Annotated in this window: 19 protein-coding genes and 2 pseudogenes; 9 read left to right on the forward strand and 12 right to left on the reverse strand. The window is 66.3% G+C overall.

Translation table 11 applies throughout. From position 1 onward, the window contains the following. Window positions 1-167 (forward strand): annotated as a pseudogene (locus AAHH99_RS16320) (IS481 family transposase); the annotation flags it as partial. Window positions 168-272: 105 nt separating this feature from the next. On the opposite strand, the gene AAHH99_RS16325 reads toward AAHH99_RS16320, so the two are convergent. The 4 genes from AAHH99_RS16325 to AAHH99_RS16340 all read right to left on the reverse strand — a co-directional run bounded on the left by AAHH99_RS16325 (window position 273) and on the right by AAHH99_RS16340 (window position 5,528). Beyond that, on the reverse strand, window positions 273-1,949 hold the full coding sequence (locus AAHH99_RS16325; protein WP_418769663.1) for a GAF domain-containing protein: 1,677 nt from the start codon (window positions 1,947-1,949) through the stop codon (window positions 273-275). A gap of 88 nt (window positions 1,950-2,037) precedes the next feature. Continuing rightward, entirely contained in the window at window positions 2,038-3,585 is a 1,548-nt protein-coding gene (locus AAHH99_RS16330) for an AAA family ATPase (protein WP_418769664.1), read from the reverse strand. A gap of 73 nt (window positions 3,586-3,658) precedes the next feature. Next, window positions 3,659-4,543 carry a universal stress protein gene (locus AAHH99_RS16335; protein ID WP_418769665.1) on the reverse strand — a complete coding sequence of 295 codons (885 nt, stop codon included), beginning with the start codon at window positions 4,541-4,543 and terminating at the stop codon, window positions 3,659-3,661. A 97-nt stretch (window positions 4,544-4,640) separates the two neighbouring features. Next, complete coding sequence (locus tag AAHH99_RS16340) at window positions 4,641-5,528, reverse strand: universal stress protein (protein WP_418769666.1); 888 nt, start codon at window positions 5,526-5,528, stop codon at window positions 4,641-4,643. 212 nt (window positions 5,529-5,740) lie between these two features. Here AAHH99_RS16340 and AAHH99_RS16345 point away from each other — a divergent pair. Continuing rightward, a pseudogene (locus tag AAHH99_RS16345) lies at window positions 5,741-6,086 on the forward strand (STAS/SEC14 domain-containing protein); the annotation flags it as partial. A 2-nt stretch (window positions 6,087-6,088) separates the two neighbouring features. Here AAHH99_RS16345 and AAHH99_RS16350 read toward each other — a convergent pair. Then, window positions 6,089-6,781, reverse strand: a complete 693-nt coding sequence (locus AAHH99_RS16350) for a GAF and ANTAR domain-containing protein (protein WP_418769667.1) — start codon at window positions 6,779-6,781, stop codon at window positions 6,089-6,091. Between the two features lie 212 nt (window positions 6,782-6,993). On the opposite strand from AAHH99_RS16350, the gene AAHH99_RS16355 reads away from it, so the two are divergent. The 4 genes from AAHH99_RS16355 to AAHH99_RS16370 all read left to right on the forward strand — a co-directional run bounded on the left by AAHH99_RS16355 (window position 6,994) and on the right by AAHH99_RS16370 (window position 11,218). Beyond that, a complete protein-coding gene (locus AAHH99_RS16355) occupies window positions 6,994-8,193 on the forward strand; it encodes an acetyl-CoA acetyltransferase (protein ID WP_418769735.1) in 1,200 nt (399 codons plus the stop codon). 1 nt (window position 8,194) lies between these two features. Then, window positions 8,195-9,748 carry a carotenoid oxygenase family protein gene (locus AAHH99_RS16360; RefSeq protein ID WP_418769668.1) on the forward strand — a complete coding sequence of 518 codons (1,554 nt, stop codon included), beginning with the start codon at window positions 8,195-8,197 and terminating at the stop codon, window positions 9,746-9,748. A 45-nt stretch (window positions 9,749-9,793) separates the two neighbouring features. Continuing rightward, window positions 9,794-10,660 (forward strand): winged helix-turn-helix transcriptional regulator, encoded by an 867-nt coding sequence (locus AAHH99_RS16365; protein ID WP_418769736.1) that lies wholly within the window; start codon window positions 9,794-9,796, stop codon window positions 10,658-10,660. A 108-nt stretch (window positions 10,661-10,768) separates the two neighbouring features. After that, entirely contained in the window at window positions 10,769-11,218 is a 450-nt protein-coding gene (locus AAHH99_RS16370; protein ID WP_418769669.1) for an Hsp20/alpha crystallin family protein, read from the forward strand. A gap of 68 nt (window positions 11,219-11,286) precedes the next feature. On the opposite strand, the gene AAHH99_RS16375 is transcribed toward AAHH99_RS16370, so the two are convergent. Beyond that, window positions 11,287-11,907 (reverse strand): GNAT family N-acetyltransferase, encoded by a 621-nt coding sequence (locus AAHH99_RS16375; RefSeq protein ID WP_418769670.1) that lies wholly within the window; start codon window positions 11,905-11,907, stop codon window positions 11,287-11,289. Next, entirely contained in the window at window positions 11,889-12,305 is a 417-nt protein-coding gene (locus AAHH99_RS16380; protein WP_418769671.1) for a hypothetical protein, read from the reverse strand. Before AAHH99_RS16380 ends, AAHH99_RS16375 begins: the two co-directional genes overlap by 19 nt. Window positions 12,306-12,383: 78 nt before the next feature. On the opposite strand from AAHH99_RS16380, the gene AAHH99_RS16385 reads away from it, so the two are divergent. Then, window positions 12,384-12,830 (forward strand): cupin domain-containing protein, encoded by a 447-nt coding sequence (locus AAHH99_RS16385; protein ID WP_418769672.1) that lies wholly within the window; start codon window positions 12,384-12,386, stop codon window positions 12,828-12,830. Between the two features lie 2 nt (window positions 12,831-12,832). Here AAHH99_RS16385 and AAHH99_RS16390 read toward each other — a convergent pair whose 3' ends face one another. Then, window positions 12,833-13,198, reverse strand: coding sequence for an RNA-binding S4 domain-containing protein (locus AAHH99_RS16390; RefSeq protein WP_418769673.1), 366 nt, complete (start codon window positions 13,196-13,198; stop codon window positions 12,833-12,835). A 119-nt stretch (window positions 13,199-13,317) separates the two neighbouring features. Here AAHH99_RS16390 and AAHH99_RS16395 point away from each other — a divergent pair, with 119 nt between their 5' ends. Further along, window positions 13,318-13,896 carry an SDR family oxidoreductase gene (locus tag AAHH99_RS16395; protein ID WP_418769674.1) on the forward strand — a complete coding sequence of 193 codons (579 nt, stop codon included), beginning with the start codon at window positions 13,318-13,320 and terminating at the stop codon, window positions 13,894-13,896. A 7-nt stretch (window positions 13,897-13,903) separates the two neighbouring features. Here the strand turns inward: AAHH99_RS16395 and AAHH99_RS16400 are convergent, their stop codons facing one another. Together AAHH99_RS16400 and AAHH99_RS16405 are read right to left on the reverse strand one after the other, a co-directional pair. After that, on the reverse strand, window positions 13,904-14,677 hold the full coding sequence (locus tag AAHH99_RS16400) for a VOC family protein (RefSeq protein WP_418769675.1): 774 nt from the start codon (window positions 14,675-14,677) through the stop codon (window positions 13,904-13,906). Window positions 14,678-14,745: 68 nt separating this feature from the next. After that, on the reverse strand, window positions 14,746-15,648 hold the full coding sequence (locus AAHH99_RS16405; protein WP_418769676.1) for an amidohydrolase family protein: 903 nt from the start codon (window positions 15,646-15,648) through the stop codon (window positions 14,746-14,748). A 4-nt stretch (window positions 15,649-15,652) separates the two neighbouring features. On the opposite strand from AAHH99_RS16405, the gene AAHH99_RS16410 reads away from it, so the two are divergent. Beyond that, window positions 15,653-15,973, forward strand: a complete 321-nt coding sequence (locus AAHH99_RS16410; RefSeq protein WP_418769677.1) for a DUF1330 domain-containing protein — start codon at window positions 15,653-15,655, stop codon at window positions 15,971-15,973. Window positions 15,974-16,081: 108 nt separating this feature from the next. Here the strand turns inward: AAHH99_RS16410 and AAHH99_RS16415 are convergent, their stop codons facing one another. Continuing rightward, complete coding sequence (locus AAHH99_RS16415) at window positions 16,082-17,518, reverse strand: aldehyde dehydrogenase family protein (protein WP_418769678.1); 1,437 nt, start codon at window positions 17,516-17,518, stop codon at window positions 16,082-16,084. Between the two features lie 51 nt (window positions 17,519-17,569). Continuing rightward, entirely contained in the window at window positions 17,570-19,285 is a 1,716-nt protein-coding gene (locus tag AAHH99_RS16420; protein WP_418769679.1) for a thiamine pyrophosphate-binding protein, read from the reverse strand. Window position 19,286: the final 1 nt, after the last annotated feature.

Genomic DNA, 19,286 nt, shown 5'->3' on the forward strand with positions numbered 1-19,286 from the left:
AGCAAGTCAGCCTGGGGCAGCACTACGCCGGTTCGCGCTGTGATGTTCACGTCGACGGTGACCTGCTGCGCTTTTACATTGGCGACGTTCTGGTCAAGACCGCCGCACGCGCCAGCACCGGCAAGGTGAGAAACAAACGGGCCCTGCGCACCCAAACAGAGCCCTAACCACCACACCGAGTGTCAAGGATCAACCGCAGCAGATCCGTCAAGAATCAACCGAAGCCCAACAGGGGCACTTCGCGTTTTCGCAGTTCAGATGGTGTTTTTACCTCAGGTGAGCGGGGCGCACCACGTCAGACTGGTGCCGCCCTGAGAGGCACCCTCGACGGAGAACTGGCCACCGACCTCCTCGGCGCGGGCGCGGAGGTTGGCCAACCCGCTCGGTGTCACGTCGGCGGCGATGCCACACCCGTTGTCGACGACCTCGATACACAGGTCGTCCCCGACGGTCACGCCGATCTGCAACGTACTGGCGTTCGCGTGCCGCACAGCGTTGCTAACCGCCTCGCGCACCACCGCTTCCGCGTGCTCGGCCAGTTTGTCGCTGACGACAGACAGCGGACCCGAGAATCTTGTTGTGGTGCGCATATCCGGGTCGGCGAACTGATCGATCGCCTCGTCGAGCCGCTGCCTCAGCGTGACGCCCGGCTGCGCATGGTGCAGGTCGAAGATCGCGGTGCGGATCTCCTGGATGACCTCTTGAAGGTCGTCGACGCATCCGGCGAGCCGCTCCTGCACCTCCGGCGTGCGCGCCCGTGGGATCGTCCCCTGCAATGCCAGGCCGACGGCGAACAGCCGCTGGATGACGTGATCGTGCAAGTCGCGGGCGATGCGATCGCGATCGGTCAGGACATCGAGCTCTCGCATCCGGCGCTGGGTGCTGGCCAACTGCCACGCCAGCGCCGCCTGGTCGGCGAAAGCCGCCATCATGTCCATGTTCTCGTCGGTGAACGGCGACGCGCCGACCGGTCGAAGTGCAACCAGCACACCGGCGACGGCGTCGCCCGCGCGTAGCGGCAGCAACAGCGCGGGACCCGTCTGGAGCCCATCCACGCCGAGCCCGAGTCCGTCGAACCGCATCGGCGCGCGTTGCGTGAACGCCTGGCCGATCGGGCTGTCCGCGACGGAAACCGCGTCCAGGCCCAATGCTGGAACGTCGCCCGCGGTGGCGGCGACGACGAGTTCGGTCGCCTCCGAAGGGAGCACCTCGCGGTCGGTCGGAACGAACACCGCGGTCAGACCGGCCCCGCTGAGCTGACGCGACTTATCGGCGACCTGCCGGAACACCTTCACCGGTTCGGTCCCCGACAGAAGTTCAGTCCCGATATCGCGGGTGGCCTCGATCCACGACTGCCGGTGCTTGGCTTGTTGGTAGAGCCGCGCATTATCGATCGCGATGCCCGCGGCCGCCGCGAGCGCCTGGACGAGGACCTCGTCGTCCTCGCTGAACGGCTGACCACCGGCCTTCTCGGTCAGATAGAGGTTGCCGAAAACCTCGTCGCGGATTCGGACCGGTACGCCGAGGAAGGTGACCATCGGCGGGTGGTCCGGCGGAAACCCAACGGACGCAGCGTGATGCGCGATGTTATCGACCCTGATCGGCTTCGGGTCGTCGAGGAGCAGGCCGAGGACGCCCCTTCCCTCCGGCAGGTGGCCGATCGCTCGGGCTGCTGCGTCGTCGATTCCGTCGTACACGAACTCGACGAGTTCGTGACCTCGACCGCGAACCCCCAACGCTCCGTACTGCGCATCGACCAGATCGATGGCCGTTCGCACGATGGTGCGAAGCGTTTCGTCGAGTTCGAGGCCGGAGGTGACGACGAGCATGGCCTCGAGCAGTCCGTCGAACCGGTCCCGTCCCTCGACGATCTCTTCGAAGCGATCCTGGACCTCGGACAGAAGCTCACGAAGGCGCAACTGCGACAACGTCTCCCGGAGCGATCGCATACTTGCGTCGTCCCCGGATCGCGCTCTGTCCGTCACCGCTCTGCCGTTCCGATCCTCATCGACTCACCACCAGCCGCTGGGGCCGATGTTACGCGTCGCCGTCGCGCGCCCTCGGCAGCTGCGCGCCACCAGTCAGATGTTCATCGACAACCCGACGAAATACCCGGTGCGCCTCGTCCACCGAGTCCGCGAGCGGACGGGCGGTGTCGAGTCGGTGGGATCGATCGGAGCCCGCGTCGCCACCGAGCGCAACGGCGATCTGTGGTGTCGCATCCGAACTCGACGGCCCTCTGGCCACAACCCGTTCGGCGGCTTCCGCCGACGACAGCGAACACACGAAATGGACCATGGCCGATGAGGTTTCGGCAGCGAGTCGATACACCCTCTCCTGTTGCTGCGCATCGCGCCAGGTGCCGTCGAGGATGACGGTCTCACCGGTGGACAGCAGAGTACGGGCTCGACGCAGCACCTCGTCGTAGACCGCGCGCACGTTCTCGGGCGCATACAGTCCCACGTACAGTTCGCCGACCTGTCCGGAGATGGCGCCGGACCGTTGTAGCTCGCGCCGCACCTCATCGGTAGAAATGACCCGGGCGTCGACCCGTGCGGCCAATCCGTGCGCCACGGTGGTCTTGCCGGTTCCCGGGCCGCCGCCGACGATGACCAACCCGACGGTGCACGATCGCAGGTGGGCCAGGGCGATGTCGAGATGACGTATCGCGTCGGCCACCGCTTCCGGGTGCCCTTGATCCACGCGGATGCAGTCCACCTTCGCCCGCACCACAGCGCGGTACGCGACGCTGAAATCCCTCAAGGACCTCGGTGCGGGATCGTCGGCCCGCCGGAGGTACTCGTCGAAGAAGTGATCAGCGAGGTCTTTGCGGCCGAGGAACTCCATGTCCATCGCGAGAAAGGCTGCGTCGTCGACACCGTCGACGTAGCGCAGTCGATCGTCGAACTCGAGGCAGTCCAGCAGTACCGGACCGTCGGGCATGCAGAAGATGTCCTGTGTCTGCAGATCCCCGTGACCGTCGACGACGCGGCCCGACGCGATCCGCTGCGCGAACAACTGGCCACGGCCGGCCAGGTACCGGTCGGCCAGGCGTGTGACCTCGCGCAGCGTCGCCCCGGGTAGGACGCTGTCGACATATCGCTCCAGTTCACCGAGATTCTGGTGCCAGCGCTCGGAAATCACGGCAGCCGTCGCCTGTTCGTCAATATGTCTGCCGCGTAACGCGTTCCGGTGGAAGCGCGCCAATCGGTCCGCGATGGCGGTGAGGCATCCGTCGACGGGATCGCCGTTGCCTACGAGCGCGGCAAGCCGGGCGGATTCCGGGTAGCGGCGCATCACGATGACGGGCTCGGCGGGTTCACCCGGCGTGGCGAAGTGACCCACGCCGAAATAGCTTTCCGGCGCCAACCTGCGATTCAGCGCCACTTCGCGTTGGCACGTCTGCTCGCGACGTTCGCGGGTGCTGAAGTCGAGGAAGTCCGTGACGATCGCTTTTTTCGTTTTGTATGCGCGGTCCCCGATGAGAGCAACCAGCCCTGTGTGCGTCTCATGGATCTCGGCGTGGAGATTCACGTTGCTGGACGGATCTCGGCGGGTGATCGCGGTAACCGATGCGGTCGTCATACCTCAACCCTCTCGCAGCGACGCTCTCGGTAACAGGGTCGGAAGACCCTTACCGCGAAATACCGCCCACGCGTCACCGGCTCGGTCGGCAGACCATCACCGGAACGGTGGCGTGTTGCAACAGATTCAACGCCGTCGACCCCAGGATGGCGCTGGCCAGGGCGGGCTTCCCGTGGCTTCCGACCACCAACAGCTGCGCACCATCAGCGCGACACCGATCCATCAGTGCTGCAGCCGGTTTCGTGTGTTCAACGAAGCACGGTGCGGAAACCTGTGTGTAGCGCTGATTTATACCGTCGACATCGTTCGTCAACTGCGCCCACTCTGCCGTCTCGAGTGCATCCCAGTCGATCAGCAGTGGTAGTCGCGTGGCCACCGCGCGCAGCGGCGACGACCACGACCGTACGGCCGCCAACTTCGCATTGAACCGTTCGGCGAACTCGAACGCGTTCTCCAGAGCGGCCAGAGACGACGGTGTCCCGTCCACCCCGACGACTACCGGATCGTCCGTCGGCACGACGTTCGACCCTCGCCAAGCGACAACGGGGCAGTCGGCGCGCGTGGCCACAGCCAGTGTCGTCGAACCCAGCAACAGCGCACCCGCAGCGGTGACTTCGTCGTTGCCGACCACGATCATCCGCGCGGCCTTGCTGAGTTCCACCAGAACCTCGGTGACCGGAACATCGGTGGAAAGGGTCGTCACCTCGAGTTCGTGGTTCTGTGAGCGCACGGTCTCGTCTGCTCGGCGCAGAATGGCATCGGCACTCTCGCGCTGGTGCTCGAGGACGGCCGCTCGCATCGCGGCGACGGTGTCCGTCACGTTGTGCCCGACGGCCGGTAACGCATGCACGATGTGCAACGACGTCTCGTACCTCGCCGCCACCGCGGCCGCCCACCGTGCCGCGTTGACCGCGGCATCGCTGCCGTCCACTCCGACCACAACCGCACCTGTGCGCATGGGAACTCCTGTCGTCACCATCGGGATTCGTTTCGCCCGCGAAAATGATGATGATCGGTCTCGCGTGCTCCGGTGTAGAGGCGAAAGTCCCTGGGCTTCAGCGCCGAGCGATGATGACCGGCATGCGTGAGGCCTGCGCGACGGCCGAACTCACCGATCCGAGCAACATCCCGGCGAATCCGCCGAGGCCCCGGCTGCCCACCACGAGAAGCTGGGCTCGTTCGGATTCTTCGAGCAATCGCCGAGCCGGATTGCCTGGGCCGACGATGCGCTGAACGACGACATCGGGATAACGCTCGTTCCAGCCGGCAACGCGTCGCGCGAGCTCCTCTTCTGCCCGAGCACCGCCTTCTCGGACGCCGGAATCTCCGGTGCCCGTCCATGTGTGAACGGCGAGCAGCCCTACCCCGCGACGATCGGCCTCGTCGAAGGCGATCTCCGTCGCCAATTCCGAGGCGGGCGAGCCGTCGATGCCGACCGCTACCGGGGCCGTCGCCGGATGATCCATCAGGGGGTCCTCGTCATGGATCACCGCGACCGGACAGTGTGCATGGTGCACAAGACCTGAGCTGACCGAGCCGAGAAGCAAACCTTTGACACCTCCCAGACCGCGGCAGCCGACGACGATCAGCTCGGCGCCTTCGGACAAGTCGACGAGCGAGGAGACCGTGGCGCCGGTGAGAATGCGATGGTCGACCTCGACGTCGGGTGTGGCGCCGATGGCATCACGAACGAGCCCGATTGCGTCGTCGATCACGGCCTTCCCGCGGCGCTCCCGCTCGACGGCGAACTGACCCGACATCGGGAGGTCCACCCATGCTCCGTTCGCGTTGGACGGCAGCACATGGACGACTGTCAAGGGCACACCGCGCAGCGCTGCGTCGCGCGCTGCCCAGTCGGTCGCCACCCGGGAGGGCGGGGACCCGTCCACACCGACCACGACGCCGTGCGGTCTCGAATTCGCTGCGCCTGTGGTGGAGCCCATTTCGCCCTCCTCGGCGTTGTTTACAGAGCCACATCCTCAGGATCGTCGGTGTACGGGAGATCCCGAAGGGCCGAAAGTCACCCGCTGCGGCTGAGGACCAAAGGCCCCAGACGCCCGGGGCGATGGTCCCTCCGCATCGGGCAGCAGTTGGTCGTAGCGTTTGTATCGTGCGGACATACCGCCCTCACGTGCCGGGAAAGGAGATGACACGGATGATCGAAGTGCTGGCGGAGATGCCAGAAGGTGTGGTCGGCTTCCGCGTGTCCGGCCGGGTCAGCGGCGACGATCTGCGCAACTTCAAACCGGACATGGAGAAGCTGCTGCAGGGCGGCGAGGTGCGGATCGTCGAGGTCATCGCACCTACATATGGTCATCGCACCTACATATGAAGGTTTCGGTCCCGGTGGACTGGTCGAGGACCTGAAGATGGGCTTCGGCGCCTTGTTAGGGCATCACGAGTCTCTCAAACGGACCGCGGTGGTGACCGATAAGGAGTGGGTCGCCCATACTCTGCACGCGTTGGCATGGATGGTGCCCGGCGAGATCAAGCTTTTCGGGACTCAGATACCGCTGCGCGTTTCGATGACGCGCTGCGCGACGTCCGCGAGCTTGACGTTGCTGTCCTGGGAGAGCTGTTTGAGCATCTCGAACGCCCGCACCTCGTCGACGCCGTATCGCTCCATGATGATGCCCTTGGCCTGGCCGATGCGATCCCTGGTGGCCATCGCCGACTTCAGCTGTTCGCCTTCCCGGCTGGCCAGGAGCGCTGCGGCGGCATGCGCTGCCAGAACTGTGCCGATCATCTCGTCGTCAGCGTCGAAAGCGCGCGCCTTGAGGCTGAACATGTTCAGCGCTCCGGCGGTGCGATCGGCCGTGTACAGCTTGATCGACAGTCCGCTGAGCACACCGTGCTCGACCGCGGCGGCCGAATACAGCGGCCAACGGTCCTCCACGCGGAAGTCATCGGTCCGAAGAATCGATTCGTTCAGCGCGGCCTCCACGCAGGGACCCTCGCTGAACTGCATCTGGATTTCGTCCAGCGTGTGAGGCAGCTCCGACGTCCCCGCGAGCGATTCGAACTTCCCTCCCCTGCCGATCAAGAGCACACCTACGGTGTCCGCGCCAGGAATCAGCTCACGCGCGGTCTCGGTGACGTCTTTCAGCACGTCGTCGACCGTGCTCGGCGGGGCGGAAGCCCGCGCCAACTCGGCCATTCGTTCGGCCAGGTCCTGGGTGCGGGAGGACGGGGTCATCCTGAAAGTCTTCCCTATCGGTCGCCTGATTACACGATTGTTTGCTTCTCGGGTCATTGGGCATGTCCTGGACAAGCTCGGGTGACGGTCGACCGTTTCTCGCGCTGAGGTCTCGTCGGTTAAGACAGCAGCCGACGGGGCCGACCCTATAGCCGTTCCCGCAGAGTCACTCTCTTAGCTGTAGTAGCATTCCGGTTGTGCGTGCACCCGATGTGTGGATCCTCGGCGGCTATCAGAGCGACTTCGCCAGGAATCTCACGCGTGAGGGCAGGGATTTCGCGGACTTGAGCAGCGAAGTTGTCGAGTCGACGCTGGCGGTGGCCAAGGTCGACGCCCGCGATGTCGAGGTGGTGCACGTCGGCAACGCATTCGGCGAACTCTTCGCGTTCCAGGGGCACCTGGGGGCGATGCCCGCATCGGTGCACGACGGGTTGTGGGGCAAACCGGCGACACGGCACGAAGCCGCGTGTGCTTCGGGCAGCGTCGCAGCACTGTCTGCCATCGCGGATCTACGGTCGGGGGCCTACCGGTCGGCGCTGGTGCTCGGTGTCGAGCTGGAGAAGACCGTCGCAGGGGATACCGGCGCTCGGCACCTCGGCGCCGCCGCGTGGACCGGTCACGAGGGCGCTGATGCGACGTTCATGTGGCCTCACATGTTCGACCGGGTGGCCGCCGAGTACGACCGGCGCTACGGCATCGACGAGTCGCACCTGCGCGCCATCGCGGCACTGAACTTCACCAACGCGCGCGCGAACCCGAACGCGCAGACTCGCGGATGGAACGTGCCGGATCCGCTGACCGACGACGACGCCACCAACCCCGCCGTGGAGGGACGGTTGCGCCGATTCGATTGCAGCCAGATGACCGACGGCGGCGCCGGCGTCGTCCTGGCCACCGACGAGTTCCTTCGCGACCATCCGGGCTTGCGTCCGCTCGGCCGCATCGCCGGCTGGGGCCACCGGACAGTGGGGTTGGGCCTGCAGCAGAAACTCGACCGTGCCGCCGACGATCCGTACGTGCTGCCGCATGTCCGAGGTGTGGTGCTCGACGCTTTCGATCGCGCAGGCGTCACGCTCGACGACGTCGACGGGTTCGAGGTCCACGACTGTTTCACCCCCAGCGAGTACCTCGCGATCGATCACCTCGGTATCACCGGGCCTGGCGAATCGTGGAAGGCCATCGAGAACGGCGAGATCGAGATCGGCGGACGGCTGCCGATCAACCCCAGCGGCGGCCTGATCGGTGGCGGCCATCCGGTCGGCGCCTCCGGGGTGCGGATGCTGCTCGATGCGGCCAAGCAGGTCAGCGGCGGCGCCGGCGACTACCAGGTCGAGGGCGCAACGGCGTTCGGCACCTTGAACTTCGGCGGTAGCACCGCCACCACCGTCAGCTTCATCGTCGAAAGGGCCTGACATGGGTAGCGCGAACGTGGAGATCGTCGGCAAGTACCTGTCAACGCTGCCGGACGACGACGACCACCCGTACCGCACCGGACCGTGGCGACCCCAGAACACCGAATGGGACGCCGACGATCTCGCGGTGGTCGAGGGCGAGATCCCGTCGGACCTGGACGGTGTCTACCTGCGCAACACCGAGAATCCGCTGCACCCGGCGCTGAAGTTCTATCACCCCTTCGACGGTGACGGGATGGTGCACGTCGTCGGTTTCCGCGACGGAAAGGCGTTCTACCGCAACCGCTTTGTCCGCACCGACGGCCTGCTCGCCGAAAACGATGCAGGCGGCCCGCTGTGGCCTGGGCTGGCCGAGCCGATCGAGCTGGCCAAGCGTGATCACGGCTGGGGCGCACGGACTTTGATGAAAGACGCGTCGAGCACCGACGTCATCGTCCATCGCGGTGTCGCGCTCACCAGCCACTATCAGTGCGGTGATCTGTACCGCATCGACCCGTTCTCCGGCGACACCCTCGGCAAGGAGGACTGGCACGGCCGGTTCCCCGCGGACTGGGGCGTTTCGGCGCACCCGAAGGTCGACGATCGCACCGGCGAGCTGTTGTTCTTCTCGTACAGCAAACAGGACCCGTACATGCGCTACGGCGTCGTCGACGACGGCGGCAACCTCGTCCACCTCACCGACGTCCCGCTGCCCGGCCCGCGGCTGCCGCACGACATGGCGTTCACCCAGAACTACGCGATCCTCAACGACTTCCCGATGTTCTGGGATCCGGAGCTGCTCAAAGCCGGCATCCACTTCCCTGGCTTCCACCCCGACATGCCGTCGCGGTTCGCCGTGGTTCCCCGCCGCGGTGGGTCTTCCGACATCCGGTGGTTCGAGGCCGACCCGACGTTCGTGCTGCACTTCACCAACGCCTACGAGGACGGTGACGAGATCGTCCTCGACGGCTTCTTCGAAGGCGACCCGTCCCCGGTCGACACGAGGGCAGGCGACCGCTGGCAGCGGGCGTTTCGGTTCCTGGCGTTGGACCGGTTGCAGACCCGGTTGCACCGCTGGCGGTTCAATCTCGTCACCGGGCAGACCACCGAGGAGCAGCTGACCGACTCCATCACCGAATTCGGCACGATCAACGGCGGTTACGCAGGGCTCCCCTACCGCTACACGTACGCGGCCACCGGTAAGCCGGGCTGGTTCCTGTTCGACGGGTTGGTCAAACACGATCTGCGCACCGGCACCGAACAGCGTTTCACCCTCCCCGACGGTGTGTACGGCAGCGAGACCGCGATGGCGCCCAGGTCGAATGTCGCCGTCCCGGCTCCGGGAATCGACGGCACCGCCGAAGACGACGGCTACCTCGTCACGCTCACCACCGACATGAACGCCGACGCCTCCTACTGCCTGGTGTTCGACGCGGCCCGGGTCGACGACGGCCCGGTGTGCAAACTGGCTCTGCCGGAACGCATCTCCAGCGGGACACACTCGACGTGGGCTCCAGGTTCGGAACTGCGGCGGTGGCGGGAAACCGATTCGGCGGCCGAGGCCGTCGGCCTGTAGGTGGCCCCGCCCGAGTCCGTGCCCGAGCCGAACGCCGTCGCCCGCATGCTCGGCTTGCTCGGCGACGAGTGGACTCTGCTCGTCATGCAGCAGTCGCTGCTGGGGGCGACCCGTTTCGGCGACTTCAAGTCTCGCCTGCCGATCTCCAACAATGTGCTGACAACCCGGCTCCGAACGCTGACCGCCGCGGGACTGCTCGAGCGTCGCCAATACCAGGAAGGGCCACAGCGTTTCGAGTACATCGGCACACCGCGCGGCCGGTTGCTGTGGCCGGTGCTGCTGTCGATTTGGGAGTGGGAGCGCCACTGGGTCCCCGACCACGCCGAGCCGCTGCCCACCATGCGCCATACCGCATGCGGCGCCGATTTCACACCGATGGTGACGTGCCGCTCGTGCGGCGAGACCGCCGGCGAGAAAGACGTTGTCCCACAATGGGGTCCAAGTGGGTCGTGGGAGCGGTCGGTGCCCTCGGCCACCGCAACGCGCAGGCGCTCGGAAGCCGATCAGCACACGGCCGCGGGTCTGTTCCCGCAGACGATGAGCGTCATGGGGAACCGCTGGGGGTTTGCACTGCTGGTGGCGGCATTTGTCGGAGTTCGGCGATTTACCGACTTCCAAACTCAACTCGGAGCGCCACCCGGATCGATCGCCGACCGGCTGGCCACGTTCACCGCCAACGGGGTACTCGCCGACGTCGGCGACCGGTATGAACTGACCGGCAAGGGCCGGGCCCTGTTCCCGATTCTGATCTCCGCCCTGCAGTGGGCCCAGCGCTGGTTCACCGACCCCGACGGCCCCGCGGTCCTGCTGACGCACACCGCCTGCGGGCAGCGCTTCACCGCCGTCTTCGCATGCGATCGATGCGGCCGACCACTGACCGGCGCGCAGGTCTCAGCCGTCGAAATCTCGTGAAAATTTTCTAGCACTCTCTGGTATCGAGTGCTAACCTAGCAGGTGCGCACAGTGATTTGGCTGCCCGCCAGGGTGGCGGGCCCTGAGTGACATAGGAGGTGAATTGCTGTGCTTCGCTTTGATCCGTTCACCGAACTTGATGCTCTGACCCGGGGTCTTCTGACGAACCAGACCGGATCAAATCGTTCCCCCCGGTTCATGCCGATGGACCTGTGCAAGGTCGACGACCACTACCTGCTGACCGCCGATCTGCCCGGCGTTGATCCCGGCTCAGTGGACGTCAACGTCGACAACGGCACGCTGACCATCTCGGCACACCGCACCGCACGGTCGGACGACGGCGTGCAGTGGCTGGCCAACGAGCGGTTCTTCGGCACCTACCGCAGGCAGCTGTCCCTCGGCGAAGGTATTGACACGTCGGCTATCTCGGCGACCTACGAGAACGGCGTGCTGTCCGTGACCATCCCGATGGCCGAACGCGCCAAGCCGCGCAAGATCGACGTCGCCCACGGCGGCGGCCAGAAGTCGATCCAGACCACGACAGTCGAAGCCGGGTAACCGCACCTAGTCGAAACTGCGGTCAGATCGCCTGCGATCTGGTCGCAGTTTCGGCGTGCATACGCACGTCACGCGTGACGGTCCAACCGGTACCGCAGGTTGTTGCGCACGGCGGGCCATTCGATGTCGAGGATCGAGTAGACCGCGGTGTCGCGGCGTGACCCGTCGGGCAGCACCTGGTGGCTGCGCAGGATCCCGTCCAGTTTCGCGCCGAGGCGCTCGATCGCTGCGCGGCTCGCCGCGTTGAAGAAGTGGGTGCGGAACTCGACTGCGACGCAACCCAACTCGTCGAACGCGTGGCCGAGCATCAACAGCTTGGTCTCGGAGTTGACGCCGCTGCGCCGTGCGGCCGCCACGTACCACGTGTTGCCGATCTCGAGTCGCCAATTGACGCCGTCGACGTTCATATAACTCGACGACCCGACCAGTGTTCCGTCGTGGCGGCGCACCACGAAGGTCAGCCCGGTGTCGGGCGCCTGCACCGCAAGCCTGGCGTCCACCCACCGCTCGACGGCGTCGGGTGCCGGCGCCGCGGTGAACCACAGACGCCCGAGTTCACCGTCGGACGCGGCAGCCACGATCTCCGAAATGTGTTCACGGCGCAGCGGTTCCAACGTCACCCATCGGTCGCCGGTCAGAACAACCGGTTCGGCGAACCCGGGCGCGCCGCCTACGAGACCGTCGCCCACGAGGCCACCATCGCCCACACCGACAAGACCGCCGCGACCACGGCGACGGTGGCGCCGAGGTAGAGCCCGTAGCCAGCGGACACCGGTGAGTACACGTAAAGCCGGTAGTACCAAAGGGACAGGACCACCAGAAGCACCGAAATCGCCAACGCTGCAGTCGATGCGATGCGAGCCGAGAACCCCCTGGCCGACATCGCACCGGCGACGATCAGCAACGACGCCAGCAGCACGATCAACTGGCCCACCCCGAATCCGGGGTTCGGCGCAGGCAGGTCGCCGAAGATCCCGCCGATCGCGCTGACCCGGCCGCCGTTGGCGGTCAGCCACGGCAGCCATGCGCTCACCGAGACGATCGCCCCGCACAATGCGACCAGCCATCCGGGGCGCACTCGCGACATGTCACGAGCCTATCGGCTGGATCGCAGGGCACCGGTCTCTAGTCTGGAGTGTCCGACACTGAAAAGGCAGGTACTGGGATGACCGATCTTCCGGAATGGGCACAGCGCCTCGACCTGTCCCCGCATCCGGAGGGCGGCTGGTACAGGGAGACGTGGCGCAGCGACCTGATCGTCCCGCAGTCCGCGCTGCCGCCGGACTACACGGGCCCGCGCAGCGCGGGTACGGCGATCCTGTTCCTGCTGATGCCCGGTCAGCAGTCGGCCTGGCACACCGTGCGCAGCGCCGAGCTGTGGCTGTTCCACGCGGGCAGCCCGCTACTGCTCGAGACTGGGCGCGAACAAAGCAGTGCCACAACGCATCTTCTGGGTGTCGACATTCTCGCCGGCGAGCAGCCCCAGTTCGTCGTGCCGCCGGGCCACTGGCAGCGCGCCCGCCCTCGCGACGACGAGCCGAGCCTGGTCAGCTGTGTGGTTGTGCCGGGGTTCGACTTCGCCGACTTCGAGCTCGCCGCTCCGACCGCCTGAAATCACAACCGGCCCGCCCTCAGCCTGTCGAGCATCCGGCGGTCCCGCTTGGTCGGTCGGCCCGCACCGCGGTCGCGGGCCGCGAACTGCACCGTTTCGGTGACCGCAGGTTTGGGTGTCCGGTCGAGATAACACGTCGACGCGTCAGCCGCGCCCACCCGCTTCTGGATCACCCGCAGAACCTCGACGACCCGTGTGGTCTGACCGATGCGGGCCCGCACCTCGTCGCCGGGCGTTACCGCAGTGGCCGGCTTAGCGGTCCGCCCGTTGATCCGGACGTGCCCGCCCCGGCATGCCTCGGCCGCATCGGACCTGGTCTTGGCCAACCGGACCGACCACAACCACCTGTCTATGCGGGTCGATTCCACGTCACCATCATGAGCCCTCCGACGGCTACCTTATTGTGACCTTAGATAGACCTTATTTTTCTTAGAAATAGGTGTACGGTTGGGGCCACGCGGGCGCGCGGCGACGGAAGGAGCCCGACATGGATCACCAACCCGAACGAATCGTCCTGGTCACCGGAGGCTCGAGGGGCCTCGGCGCGCGGGTCGCGCGCCAGCTCGGCAGCGTGGACACCCACGTCGTCGTGACGCGCGACATCTCCGACGAGGTCGAATCCGCGGAGGTGATCGACGGCATCGCGTCGCGCTTCGGTCGGTTGGACACCTTGATCCTCAACTCGTCGGATGCGCTGGACACCGGCGCCGGTCCCGAGTGCGCGATGCGCCTCAACCGCGACGCCCAACGCCGGCTCGCCCTGGCGGCCCTGCCGCTGATGCCCGTCGGCGGACGGATCGTCTTCGTCACCAGTCACCAGGCCCACTTCTTCCCCGACAAGGCGGTGCCCAAGGGCTACACGGCCGTCGCGGCGAGCATGCGGGCCGGCGAAACAGCCCTGCTGACAAGGCGTTCGGAGTTCCGCCAGGCCGGCGTGCAGCTCACGGTGGTGTCCGGTGACATGAGCCACATGACCTTCGCCGACGCCGTCGTCGACGCGGCCACCACGCCGAACCCGGCGAGCATCGTCTTCGTCGGCAGGACCGACTACCTGATGACGGCCTGATGATCGCCTACTGCAGCGACGACAAGTTGAAGGCCGCCCCGGTGCAGTCGGCCACCGCGGCCAACCGCCCGTAGGGCGTGTCTTCGGCGCCGCGGATCACGCTGCCGCCGTTGTCGAGGACCAACTGCACGGCCTTGTCGACGTCGTCGGCGCCCAGGAAGAAGTTCCAGTTCGACGGCTCTTCTTCCGGCAGGAAGGCGCCGCCGTCCATCAGTCCGAGCAACGCCTCGCCGTCGAAGTTCGCCGTGCTGTAGCGGAATTCGTCGGTGTCGGACACGGTCTCGATCTGCCAGCCGAAAAGGTCACGGTAGAACTGCTGCGACGTGGCGTAGTCGCGGCCGGTCCACTGGAAGTACACCGGCGCGCCGTGCTCGTTGACGACCTCGAATCCGCGGTGTTTGCTTGGCTGCCACAGCCCGACGAACGCGCCGCTGGGGTCGGACAGCATTCCCATCCAGCCCTTGTCCTTGATCTCCATCACGGGTGCTCCGCACGTCGTCGCGCCCGCGGCGATCGCCGCGTCGAGGGTGGCCTTGGCGTCGGTGGTGTGGAAATAGGTGGTCCAGCCGTCCGGGCTGTTCCACTGCGGATCGTTGAACATCAGGCCGGCGACCGGCCTGCCGTCCTTGGACGCGGTGACGTAGCCGCCGTATTCGGCGCCCGCCGTCTCGAACGTCCAGCCGAACACCTCGCCGTAGAAGGCTTGTGAGCGTTCGACATCCGAGGACGCCAGGTCGATCCAGGTCGGGGCGCCCACAGGGGCGGAATTGCGGATGGGCACGACGGGCTCCTTGTCGGTGAGTGCTCAGTCACCGGTGCAGACCGTCGTCCGCCCGAAAACTCATCGGACTAGCGCGTGACCCCCAGGACCCGCAGCGCGTTCTCCTTGTAGATCAGCGCCTGCACCGCCGGATGGATGTCGAGGGTGTCGAAGTCGGCGCGCCACCGGTCGATCTGGATGTAGGGGAAGTCGGTGCCGAACAGGACCTTGGTGCGCAGCTGCCTGCTCATGGCGCGGACCAGCTGCGGCGGGAAGTACTTCGGGCTCCACCCGGACAAGTCGACGTACACGTTGGCCTTGTGTGTAGCGATCGCGATCTGCGAGTCGACCCACGGCACCGCGGGGTGGGCCATCACGATCGTCAGATCCGGGAAGTCGGCGGCGACGTCGTCAAGCAGCATCGGATCGGAGTAGCGCAGCTTGATCCGGTGCCCACCCGGCAGCCCCGACCCCATGCCCGTCTGCCCGGTGTGGAACAACGCGGGCAGCCCGGCCTCGGTGATCGCCTCGTAGATCGGGTAGAAGCGACGGTCGTTGGGTTCGAACGCCTGCATGCTCGGATGGAACTTGAAGCCCTTGACCCCGTAGTCGCGGACGAGCTCGTGGACCCGGTGCACCGCCCGGCGCTCGTGCCACGGGTCGACGCTGCCGAACGGGATCAGCACGTCGTTGTTGCGCGCGGCGCCTGCGACGAGGTCCTCGATCGAGTTCGGCAAGTGGCGCATCGCTGTCCGCGCGTCGATGGTGAACACGACGGCGGCGGTGTTGTGCTGCCGGTACAGGTCGGCAACCGCGTCGACGCCTGCCGTCGCGCCCGGTGGCATCTTGAAGTACTTCTCGGTCGCCTCCACGAGCTCGTCGACGTAGGCCTTGTGGCCGTGGCAGTCGATCTCGACGTGGGTGTGGATGTCGATCGCCGCGATGCGGTCGAAATCGATGCCGTATTCGTACTTCTCACCGCGTACCGTCACCCACGTGACGATATATGCGCTGAACCTCTTCGACGTCGCCGACCGCGACGAGTATCTCGCCTATTCGAAACGCTCGCCCGCGGAGGTCGCCAAGCACGGCGGTCGCGTCGTCGCGCTCGGACAATTCAGCGAGGCCGTCCTCGGCGACATCGAGCCACGGAAGGTGCTGATCCTCGTCGAGTGGGACTCCAAGGACGCGTTCGACGGTTACTGCAACGACCCTGATCTGGCCGACCTGCACGCGCATCGGGAGAACGGGTCGTCGTCGTACATCTGGCACCTGTTCGACCGCTTGGACGACCTGCGGCCGCTGCTCAAGCCTTAACGCAGCGCCGAGAGTGCGGTTTCTGACGAAAATCGGCCGAAATCCGTCACAAACTGCACTCTCGGCAAAGGTGGTGGCGTACGGAGGTGGCGCCGCGCCACCGGGCGCTTACCCGGCGGCCGCCTCCGGCGCATAGCCCAGCGCGGCCTTGATCTCCAGGAACTCGTCGAACGCGAAGTGTCCCCACTCGCGGCCGTTGCCGCTGCGCTTGTAGCCGCCGAACGGAGCGGCCATGTCGAAGCCGTGGTTGATCGCGACCGAGCCGGCCCGGATCCGCCGCGCCACCGCGCGGGCCTTCTCCAGGTCAGCACCCGAGACATAGCCCGCCAGACCGTATTCCGTGTCGTTGGCGATTTCGAGCGCCTGGTCGAGGTCGTCGTATCCGAGGATGCACAGCACCGGGCCGAAGATCTCCTCGCGGGCGATCGTCATGTCGTTGGTGACGTTGGCGAACACTGTCGGCTTGACGTAGTAGCCCTTGCTCAGACCCTCCGGTCGACCGGTGCCGCCGATGGCGACGGTCGCGCCCTCGTCGATGCCCGTCTGGATCAGGCCCTGGATCTTGTCGAACTGCGCCTTGGACGCGACCGGGCCGATCGCGGTCTTCTCGTCGGGATCGCCGACCTTGACCCCGCCCGCCACCTGGCGGGCGATCTCGATCGCCTCGTCCATGCGGGTGTTGGGCACCAACATGCGCGACGGCGCGTTGCAGCTCTGACCGCTGTTCATCATCATCACCGAGACGCCCGCGGTCACGCTCTTGGCGAAGTCGTCGTCGTCGAGCACGATGTTCGGGCTTTTGCCGCCGAGTTCCTGAGTGACGCGTTTGACGGTCAGCGCGGCGTTCTTGGCGACGTCGACGCCGGCCCGCGTCGACCCGGTGAACGACACCATGTCGATATCGGGATGGGCCGACAACGCCGCCCCGACCCCCGGCCCGTCGCCGAACACCATGTTGTACACCCCGGCGGGAATGCCTGCCGAGTCGAGGATCTCGGTGAAGATCTGACCCGAATACGGTGCGACCTCCGACGGTTTGAGCACCATCGTGCAGCCCGTCGCCAGCGCGGGGAACACCTTGCAGGCGATCTGGTTGATCGGCCAGTTCCACGGCGTGATCAACCCGCACACCCCGATCGGTTCCTTGACCACCAGCGTGGCCCCGTGCTGCTCCTCGAACTCGAAGTTCTTCAGCACGTCGATGGCCGTGGCGAGGTGGCCGAGTCCGAGATTGACCTGGGGGCCTGCCGCCAGCGACGCCGGGGCGCCCATCTCCTCGTTCACCGCGTCGGCGAGGTCACCGGCTCGCTTCTGGTACTCGCCCATGATCGCCTGCAACAACTCGAGGCGCTCGTCGCGGCTCGTCTGCGACCAGCTCGCGAAGGCCCGGCGGGCGGCCTGCACGGCCACGTCGACGTCGGCCGCGGAACCGATCGCGATCTTGCCGGAGACCTCCTCGGTGGTCGGGTTGTCGACCTCGAGGCTGTTGGGCCGGATCGGGTCGACCCACTGGCCGTCGATGTAGAACTTGAGATACTCGCGCATGTCCCCACTCTTCCCTAGAACTTGACCCTATTCGCGGTTCGACCGCGGGCGCTACTGCGTGCCTTCTGCATACCAGGTGCGGAATCGGTCGTACTTCGGCATCTCCTCGGAGTTGGCTTTCGGGTCGATGCAGACGTGGACGACGGCGGTCTTGCCGCTGGCGAACGCCCGCTTGATCGCCGGGCCGATCTCGTCGTCCTTTTCGACGTACTCGCCGTGGCACCCGAAACCCTCGGCGACCTTGTCGAGCCGGACGTCCTTGCTCCAGTGCACACCCGGCTGCGGGGACGGCTGCTCGAATGTGCGCTTGTAGACGCCCACCTCTAATCCCCATTGGTGGTCCACGCCGACGACACAGACCAGCGGCACGTTCTCCCGGACCGCGGTCTCGAGTTCGGCGATGTGGAACAGGAACGCCGAGTCGCTGGTGAGCAGCATGACCGGACGTTTGCGCCCCTCGGCGACCGACGCGCCGACCGCATACGGCAGACCGGTGCCGAGATGACCGAAGTTCTGATTCCAGATCACGTCTCGAGGCTTGGTCTGCGAGTACGTCCACTGAAAGATCACCGTCGCGCCACCGTCGCGGACCAGGATGCCGTCCTCGGTGCATTCGTCGAAGGCCTTCGTGGCCTCTACGACGTAGCGGGCCGGATGGATCGGCGCGCGACCACTCGGCGCTTCCGCGGCCACCCGGGCGATCTCGGCGGCGTCGGCCTTGATCAGAGCCTCGAAGTCGGCTGACGGGGTGCGCGGGTTTTCGCGCAGCGCCGCGACCAGCTGCGGCACCACGCCGCGTAGATCGCCGACCAGCGGCACATCGATCGGGCGGTTCACCCCGATTGCGGTCGGATCCTGTTCCACGAGAACCCATTTGCGGTTGGCATCGTTGCCCGCCCAGTGCTGGGTCCTGCCGTAGTGCATGGGTTCACCCAGCTCGGTTCCCAGCGCCACGCACAGATCGGACTTCTCGACGGCCTCGTTCGCCGCCGGAGAGAACAGGTACGGGAAGGTGCGGTCTTGCAGGCCGGGGATGAACGAGGTGCCGCCCGACGTCTGGATCACCGGGCACGCCATCAGCTCGGCCAACTCCCTGACCTGCTCCTGGGTGCGCGAGGTGTGAACTCCGTGACCCACCAGCAAGACTGGGCCCTTCGCCTCGCGGATCAGTCTGACCGCCTCGGCGACCTCACGTTCACCCGCGCCCTGGTTGACGAGCCGATACCGGTGCGGCGGCAACGGATCCGGCACGTCGAGCTCTTCGAGGATGATGTGGGACGGGTACTCGATGTAGCAGGGGCCGGGGGTGCCGGACATGGACTGGCGGATGGCTTCGCGGATGATCTCGTCGGTCTGGTCGGCGTACTCGATCGAGCTGCTGAACTTGACCGAGTTCTTGAACAGGTCCTCCTGCTGGACGAACTGGATGCGCCCGCGCCGCACCCTGCGTTCGGTGATGCGGGCGCGCTGGCCGCCGAGGAAGATGACCGGTGAGTTCTCTACCAGCGCGCACTGGATCGCACCCGCGATGTTGGCCATGCCCGGTCCGAGGGTTCCGATGCACAGCCCCGGCGCGCCCGTCATCCGCGATGCCGCCTCGGCCATGAACCCGGCGCTCAGCTCGTGGTGCGGTGCGACCACCGACCAGCCGCGGGCGTCGGCCTCGGTGAACATGTGCACGAAGTTGGGATCGGGGATGCCGAACAACGTGTTGACGCCCTCGGCCTCGAAGAGATCGAGAATGCGCTTGTATACGGGTACACCCACG

It is taken from the genome of Mycobacterium neumannii (assembly GCF_048452905.1).
Taxonomy (GTDB): Bacteria; Actinomycetota; Actinomycetes; order Mycobacteriales; family Mycobacteriaceae; genus Mycobacterium; species Mycobacterium neumannii_B.

Bases quoted from the DNA above. Each gene is read 5' to 3' on its own strand.
- AAHH99_RS16350 (WP_418769667.1), bottom strand. From the start codon at position 6,781: ATGACCCCGTCCTCCCGCACCCAGGACCTGGCCGAACGAATGGCCGAG.
- AAHH99_RS16415 (WP_418769678.1), bottom strand. From the start codon at position 17,518: ATGCGCGAGTATCTCAAGTTCTACATCGACGGCCAGTGGGTCGACCCG.
- AAHH99_RS16395 (WP_418769674.1), top strand. From the start codon at position 13,318: ATGGATCACCAACCCGAACGAATCGTCCTGGTCACCGGAGGCTCGAGG.
- AAHH99_RS16335 (WP_418769665.1), bottom strand. From the start codon at position 4,543: ATGCGCACAGGTGCGGTTGTGGTCGGAGTGGACGGCAGCGATGCCGCG.
- AAHH99_RS16360 (WP_418769668.1), top strand. From the start codon at position 8,195: ATGGGTAGCGCGAACGTGGAGATCGTCGGCAAGTACCTGTCAACGCTG.
- AAHH99_RS16365 (WP_418769736.1), top strand. From the start codon at position 9,794: ATGCTCGGCTTGCTCGGCGACGAGTGGACTCTGCTCGTCATGCAGCAG.
- AAHH99_RS16380 (WP_418769671.1), bottom strand. From the start codon at position 12,305: ATGTCGCGAGTGCGCCCCGGATGGCTGGTCGCATTGTGCGGGGCGATC.
- AAHH99_RS16340 (WP_418769666.1), bottom strand. From the start codon at position 5,528: ATGGGCTCCACCACAGGCGCAGCGAATTCGAGACCGCACGGCGTCGTG.
- AAHH99_RS16385 (WP_418769672.1), top strand. From the start codon at position 12,384: ATGACCGATCTTCCGGAATGGGCACAGCGCCTCGACCTGTCCCCGCAT.
- AAHH99_RS16330 (WP_418769664.1), bottom strand. From the start codon at position 3,585: ATGACGACCGCATCGGTTACCGCGATCACCCGCCGAGATCCGTCCAGC.
- AAHH99_RS16325 (WP_418769663.1), bottom strand. From the start codon at position 1,949: ATGCGATCGCTCCGGGAGACGTTGTCGCAGTTGCGCCTTCGTGAGCTT.